This is a genomic window from Acidobacteriota bacterium (genome assembly GCA_029861955.1).
GTDB lineage: Bacteria > Acidobacteriota > Polarisedimenticolia > Polarisedimenticolales > Polarisedimenticolaceae > JAOTYK01.
Genome location: JAOTYK010000004.1, coordinates 142,209 through 149,350, shown reverse-complemented (window position 1 = coordinate 149,350; position 7,142 = coordinate 142,209). Strand labels below are relative to the sequence as shown.

Annotated in this window: 7 protein-coding genes; 3 read left to right on the top strand and 4 right to left on the bottom strand. The window is 65.1% G+C overall.

What is annotated here, in order from left to right; genetic code table 11:
- The 3 genes from OES25_03255 to OES25_03245 all read right to left on the bottom strand — a co-directional run.
- A partial coding sequence (locus tag OES25_03255; protein MDH3626655.1) for a WecB/TagA/CpsF family glycosyltransferase occupies positions 1-312 on the bottom strand: 312 nt, incomplete at its 3' end.
- Between the two features lie 44 nt (positions 313-356).
- Positions 357-1,517: a hypothetical protein gene (locus OES25_03250; GenBank protein ID MDH3626654.1), complete on the bottom strand. Its 1,161-nt coding sequence runs from the start codon at positions 1,515-1,517 to the stop codon at positions 357-359.
- On the bottom strand, positions 1,514-2,608 hold the full coding sequence (locus OES25_03245) for a glycosyltransferase family 4 protein (protein ID MDH3626653.1): 1,095 nt from the start codon (positions 2,606-2,608) through the stop codon (positions 1,514-1,516). The genes OES25_03250 and OES25_03245 overlap by 4 nt, the downstream gene beginning before the upstream one ends.
- A 41-nt stretch (positions 2,609-2,649) precedes the next feature.
- On the opposite strand from OES25_03245, the gene OES25_03240 reads away from it, so the two are divergent.
- Entirely contained in the window at positions 2,650-3,537 is an 888-nt protein-coding gene (locus OES25_03240; GenBank protein MDH3626652.1) for a sulfotransferase domain-containing protein, read from the top strand.
- On the opposite strand, the gene OES25_03235 is transcribed toward OES25_03240, so the two are convergent.
- The gene (locus OES25_03235) at positions 3,525-4,754 is read right to left on the bottom strand and encodes a tetratricopeptide repeat protein (GenBank protein ID MDH3626651.1); all 1,230 of its coding nucleotides are present in this window, start codon (positions 4,752-4,754) and stop codon (positions 3,525-3,527) included. The genes OES25_03240 and OES25_03235 overlap by 13 nt on opposite strands.
- 70 nt (positions 4,755-4,824) lie before the next feature.
- On the opposite strand from OES25_03235, the gene OES25_03230 reads away from it, so the two are divergent.
- Positions 4,825-5,664, top strand: a complete 840-nt coding sequence (locus tag OES25_03230; protein ID MDH3626650.1) for a WecB/TagA/CpsF family glycosyltransferase — start codon at positions 4,825-4,827, stop codon at positions 5,662-5,664.
- On the top strand, positions 5,664-7,133 hold the full coding sequence (locus tag OES25_03225; protein MDH3626649.1) for a sugar transferase: 1,470 nt from the start codon (positions 5,664-5,666) through the stop codon (positions 7,131-7,133). Before OES25_03230 ends, OES25_03225 begins: the two co-directional genes overlap by 1 nt.
- The last annotated feature ends 9 nt before the right edge of the window (positions 7,134-7,142 follow it).

Below are 7,142 nucleotides of genomic sequence, written 5' to 3'. Positions count from 1 at the left end.
GCCCTCCCGTTCGGCCTCATGAAAGAGTCGTTCCATCAGGTCGATGCCGGCGATCCGCTCCGGGAACGGCACACCGAGCCATCGACCGGCCCAGACGACCGCCATCCCGTCCGCGTGGACCGGTTGGCAGTCGCCGACGATTCGCTTCAGTTCGGGGTCGTCGCGCATGAGAACGACCTTGCCCGCATTCAGGACGACGTGCTGGGTCGCCTGCCGGGATGTGATTGCCTGACGACAGGCAGACACGGCGCCGTCCATGTCCACGACATCGACCATGACGCCGAAAAGCCTTCGCCTGCGTTGATCGTGCACCGTGTCATCCCGTCCACCCGCAGAGCACCTGCGGTGCGCGTATTCTAGCCGACACTCGCCAGCGATCGTTCCAGGGCTGCCAGCGCTCGCAGCATCCACGCCTGCCCCCAGCGTAAATGAGGCGTGAGGTCGGTCCGGCCGGGGCGATGGGTGTAGCCGAAGGCACCGTCCTCGCGGCCCAGCTTGTCGACGGTCCAGCGAAGGGTGCGGAGGGCCCGGGTCGGGCCGTCCTCGATCATCGAGGCCAGGAGGGGATCCGTCATCACGAGGATCGCCTCGGCCGCCGCATGGATATCCGCGGGCCATGGCTGATGGAGGCGATGAACAGGCCGCCCGTCGTCCTCCAGGAGTCGTCGTCGATAGAACTCCAGCCCGCGCCGGGCGGCTTCCAGTGGGCGCTCCCAATCGAGGTGCCGGGCGATGGAGGCCAGATCGCGCAGAACGAATCCGGTGTGGTGCCCGTCGACCCAGCGGTGATGAATCGCCAGGCCATACGGCCAGGATCCATCGTCCCGCTGTTGGTCGAGGACGAAACGGGTCGCTCGGCGAGTCAGGTCACGAAGATCCGGCTCGTCAAAGGCTGCCAGCAGGGACGCACCTCGCAACGAGGCGTTCAGTACGCAGCTGTGATCGATCGGCGTGTAGCTGAAGCAAACGGTCTCGCCGGCCTCGGTCCGTCGAAGCCTGTCGGTGACGAAGCGCGCAGACTGTCGGGCCCAGTCACGCCCCTGCGGGAGTCGTTGCCCCGCCGCCAGGAACGCGTCGGCGACCGTCGTGGTCACGACGACCGACGGTGTATCGCGTGGGATGAAGAACGCTCGCGCCGCCCAGTCGAACGGGTAGCCCCATCCGAGGGGTCCCGATTCATCACCGACGGCGTTGGCTCTCAACCAGCGAAGCCGCGCAAGACCGTCGCCGGCGATCCGTTCATCGTCGCGGACCGTGGCAAGCTCCAGCTCGGCGTGGGCCAGCAGCGCGACGCCTTTCGCATTGACGGTCGCGGGCACCCGAAGTAGTCGGCGTGAGAGACCGGCTCGCCGCGCTCCCTGCAGGAAGAGGATTCGACCCCACTTGCCGAACGGCGAGACGAGCGTGGCCAGCGGGCTGTTGAGCGCGTCGTAGGGGTCGCTACCGGTGGGGCCGTTGGCTGCAATCCATGATCGGAGCCGATCCGTGACCGACGTGACCCAGACCAGATCGTTCATCGTGGATCGCCGCCGCCTAACGCTTGACGGTAGATCGCCTCCAGGGAGCGGGCGACCACGGCGGGCGTACAGGACTCCATCATCGTTCGTCGCGCGGCCGTTCCGAGGGTCGTTCGCAGCACGGGATCGGAGAGGAGTCGATCAATGGCTACCGACAACGCGCCGGCGTCACCCGCCGGAACCAACCAACCGACGTCGTCGCTCGCGATCAGGCGGGGGATGCCGCCGACCGGCGTCGCGACGCACGGGAGTCCCCACGCCATCGCCTCGAGGAGCGCAATCGGAAGCCCCTCGCGAAGCGACGGCAGGACGAACAGATCGGCACGACGCAGGAGGTTCGCCTTCTCCTCGCCATCGACCCAGCCCGCCCACTCGATACGCCCAGCAATTCCGAGTCTGCGTGCCTCTTGCCGAAGCTCGTCCATCGGATCCGGGCCCGCGATGACGCAACGGTAGGGACGGTCCGGCGGCAACGCGGCGAGAGCCTCCAGCAGCGTATACGCGCCCTTCTCCCTGAGGCCGCGGCCCGCCAGAAACAGCAGCGTCGGTTCGCTTGCATCGGGACCTGAGAGCCCATCCGTCGGTGGCGGCTCGACGGCATTAAAAACGAGATGAAACGGGATACCGGCCGCAACGGCCGCGGGCGCAAGATCCGACGTCAATCCCAGCAACACCCGGGCACCGCCGGCAGCCACGGTCAGCGGGTGACTCGCGGGGCCCTGTGTCGCGATTTGCTCCGCCAGAAGACCGCTGTGGACCTGCAATACGACGGGCGTCGAGAACAGCCGCGCGATTCGAAGCAGAACCCGTTTACGCGCGAGGCTGTTGCCGTGAGAGGTGTGGACATGGAGCAGGATCCGGTCGCGCCGCCGTAGCAAGAGGGCCACCAACCGCACGCAGGCCGTCGCGAACGAGATGAACTTGACCAGTGGCCCGCCGTCTGTGGAGGTGGACAGCCAATGCACACGTCCGGGCCAGGCCGCAGACTGGGCCTGGATCAGGGTGTGGATGACGTGAACGATCCCGCCGCGTCGGTCCGAGCCGGGGCCGACGTGCCAGATCTCGACATCCGTGGCCGATGGTGGTTGCATGGCAGGGTCATCCTAACGGTTTTTGACTATCGAGGCGCCTGATGGATCGCCAGCTCAATTTCTTGATCGTGGGGGCGCAGAAGTCCGGGACGACCTCCCTCCATCGATCCCTCGCGCTCCATCCGTCGGTCTTCCTTCCCGACCAGAAGGAGATCGATCTCTTTGGCACCGCGGCGTCGTTCGCGCGGGCGTCTCGGATCCTGGACCGACACTACCGAAAGGCGGAGGACGAACCGGCGCGCGGTCTCAGTTACGTCGGGATGATGTTCCTTGAGGGGGCGGCCGAACGAGTCCACGAGTACTCGTCGCAGATGAAGATCGTCGCGGCGCTTCGAAATCCGATCGATCGCGCCTACTCGGCCTACTGGCATCATCGACGCACCGGATGGGAGCAGTCCGAGACCTTCGAGGAGGCGTTACGACGCGAGGACGAATCCGACGTCCCCGACGATCAGGCGGCGCGTGCGATGACCTATCGACGCAACGGATGTTACGCCGACCAACTGGAGCCGTACATCCGCCTGTTCGGACGCGAACAGGTCTCGCTGTTGCTGAGCGATGATCTGCGGGATCGGCCGCGGGAGACGCTGGATCGATTGACGGATTGGCTGGGGATCGATCCCATCCCGGAAGAACGATGGTCGACCCGGCGACACAACGAGGCGGCGATGCCCCGTTACCCCGCATTACAGAAGACGCTTCTGGCCCACGACTCGCGGCTGAAACGGATCTACCAACGTCTGGTGCCGGAACGTATCCGTGAGCCGATTCGTCGTACAATCACCACGCCCCTCGTCCTTCGGCACGAACAACCGTTCGTCTATCCGCCCCTGGCGGCGGAGACCCGGCGGCTCTTGTGCCGGTACTACGCGCCCCACAACGCGCGTCTAGCGACGATCGTCGGGAGGGATCTGGGTCATTGGGTCTGAGCCGAGGCCGGGGATCGCAGCCGATCCAGGTTGCGCCGGGCCGGGTCGTAGTCCGGTGAGAGTTTCGTCGCGCGTGCGTAGGCGTCGTACGCACGGTCAAATTCTCCGCGGGCTTCCTCCGAACGACCGAGCAACGTGTAGAGCCTTGCCCGGGTGAGGGGATCGTTCCCCGTTGCCGCCAGGCTCAGCGATCGATGGGCCTCCTCGATCGCGTCATCGAACTGACCCAGCTCCAGCAGCGTGCTCGCCAGAAATTCCGCATACCGTGTCGCCTGGGGCAGCTGTTCGCGGGCGGATCGAGCCGCCGCCAGCGCCTCTTCGTGTCGTCCCAGTCCCATCAACGCACGGGATCGTTGCCGATCTCGTTCCGCTCGTGCCTGAACCGTCACGAGGGGTGGGACGGCCGCGAGCAAATCGTGAAGCTCTCGTGCGTTATCGTCACCGAGAAGCAATTTGCCGCACACCCGGATCAATGGCTCGTCGGCGTGGATGCCACGATCCTCCAGATGGTCCACGACCGCGGTCGTCAATTTCGCCGTCTGGCCGGTCTCCCGGGCCCACGGCTCGAGGGCGACGAAGAGCTCCGACGAGGGCGGGAACGTCCGAATCAATTCGTCCAGCGGGAAGAGTTGGACCCGAAGGTCGCTGGCGATACCCGGTGCGAGACGCGGCGACAGCTCCAGCGAGCGTCGGAACGTCTGGAGCGCTTCGTCTCGTCGACCCATGGAGAGCAGCAGGCTTCCGAGGCGACGCTGGACTCCCGGTACCGACGGGGCCAGGGAGGCGGCCAGATCCATGCCGGCGACGGCCTGTCGACGGACGGGATCGTCCTTGCGGGTCGCCAACTCCCAGTGCAGCGTCGCCAGTTCGGCGATGGCGTCGGCATCGAGAGGATGGGCCTCCAGTCCACGTTGGATCAGGCTCTCGGCCTCCCGAAGTGCCGCTTCAAATCCTGCCAGTCGGTCCGCAGGCGGAAGGTTGGCGTCCTCCAATTCCGCGACAGCAACTTTAATGTTGCGGTCCACCCGTTCGGCCAACCTTTTGGGGGACGGCGCGATCAGCGATGTGAATCGAGACGCGGATGGGTGGGACGGATCCCTCTGAACCCGCAGCCTCTCCCACGATGCGGCCAGGGAGAGCGTTCCCACGACCAGGATCGCAACCCCCAGCACCCAGCGGCCCGGCCCCGCTGCCCTCGGTGGCTTTGCAGTTGACATCGTTCTCCCTATCCATCAGATTATAAACCGTTTAGTGGTTCTGAAGCGAGTGGGACGCGGACGGATCCGAATGAACATCCATGCAACCTGTCTGGACAGCTCCAACGGAACACAGGTCTGTTCCGAGGTGGAGAGCTATAACGTTCTCGGCACTCGCATATCCGCGCTGACCCGGGAGCAATCGGTACGGCTGTTCGCCAAACATATTGCCGAGGGTCGCACGGGCTACGTTTCGGTCTGCACCGTCAACGATGTCGTCGAGGCCGTGAGGGATCCGGCCTTCAAGGAGGCCGTCGCCGGCAGCTGGTTGAAGACCGCCGATGGCATGCCCCTGGTCTGGTGGGGACGTCTTCGCACCTCGCATCCCGTCGAGCGAGTCTACGGACCCGACACGCTGCGGGCGGTGTTGACGGACCCCGGACATCGAGAGACCCGGCACTACTTCTTCGGTGGCGCCAACGAAGCGATCACCGCCCAGTTCGTCGAAGCGGCTCGCGCGATGAACCCGGACCTGAGGGTTGCGGGCGCCATGACACCGCCCTTCGGCGACCCGGGACCTGAACGACAACAAGAGATCCTCGATGAGATCAACGCCAGCGGGGCGGATATCGTGTGGGTCGGGCTGGGCGCGCCCGCCCAGGTGTTCTGGATGGCCCGACATCGGCAAGCCCTTCGGCCGTCGTTGTTGGTCGGCGTCGGTGCGGCCTTCGATTTTCTCGCCGGGATCAAGTCCGAGGGGCCGCGATGGATGCGGCGCGCCGGCCTGCAATGGCTCTTTCGCCTGATCCAGGAGCCCCGGCGTCTCTGGCGTCGTTACCTCGTTTACAACACGCTGTTTCTGTTCCACGGCATCCGACAGGTCTGCGGCATCACCCGTTATCCCGTCATCGAAAACAAGGACGGTGAGTGATGGCGGTTCCCGGTGCGGCGCCACAGGTCACGCGCTACTCGCCCACACCCGGTGCGGCAAAGGCCGTCCATCTCAGCCCGAAGTTGCGCTGGCAGCTCTCGTTGGTCTGCGCGGACATCGTCACGGTGCTGCTGGCTGTCGTTGCGACTTATGGTCTTTACCTGGCTCTTGGTGTCGGTCGCCGTCACTGGGATCCGGATCTCTACCTGCGGGTCATCGCGTCCTACACCGCCCTCACGGTCTTCGCCCTGCAGGCCTACGGCGCGTATCGCGATGAGCTTGGCCTACTCAGGATCGAGGCGATCAAGAAGATTCTTCACGGCGTCGGCGCCGGCGTACTCCTGACACTCGGCGTCTCGTTCTTTGCGAAGTTCGGAGAGTTCTCTCGCCTGACGCTGGTGATGTTCGGGCCGATGACCGTGTTCGCGCTGGTGGCGCAGCGGTTCGTGGGTTGGAAGCTGCAGGCCCGGCGACGCAATCGCGAGACACGGACACGCAACGTCTTGATCTACGGAGCCGGAGAGACCGGGCGACTGCTGGCCCAGCACCTTCGTGACGAACACCAACTCGGTCTGTCGCCAATCGGTTTCATCGATGACAACCCGTCGCTCGGTGCCAGCGAGATCCGGGTCACGCCCGGTGTCGACGGCGACCGCGTTCCGGTCTTCGGTGGCGAGGAGGCCCTGGATCAGACCCTCCGCATGACCCGTCCGGACGCCGTGTTCATCGCGATGCCCTCCGCACCTTCGAGCCGCATCACCGAAATCATTCGTCTCCTCGAGTCGCGGGGAGTTGCGTACTTCTTCGTCCCGAGTGCCGGCGACCTACTGTTCTCGACACTGCGCTTCGGGCAGGTCGCCGGGATGCCGGTTTTCACCCGTCGCCTGCCGTCGGCGACACGCTTCTACGGCGTCATCAAGCGAGTGGTCGATCTGGCTGGAGCCGGTCTGGCGCTGATCGCCAGCGCCCCGCTGCTGGTTCTGGGAGCCCTCCTCATTCGGGTGAGTTCGCCGGGGCCGATCCTCTTCAAGCAGCAGCGGGTCGGGCACGACGGGCGTCGTTTCACGATCTTCAAATTGCGGACGATGCATACCACCGCGCCGGCCTACGGTCGTCATCCGACGGGTCATGACGACACGCGGATTACTGGTGTCGGGTCCTTGCTTCGTCGCACGAGCATCGACGAGCTACCGCAACTCTTCAACGTGTTGCGAGGCGAGATGAGTCTTGTCGGGCCTCGGCCTGAGATGCCGTTCGTCGTCGACGGGTACGACGACATCCAGCGCCAACGTTTGTCCGTCAAGCCCGGGATCACCGGCCTGTGGCAGATCAGCGCTGATCGTGCATTCAGCATCCACGACAACATTCAGTACGACCTGTATTATCTTGAGCGTCGCAGCACAAGCATGGATCTCGCCATCATGGCGGTGACCCCTTTCGTGCTCCTGTCCCGCAATCGGGCCGTCTAGGAGCCTCAC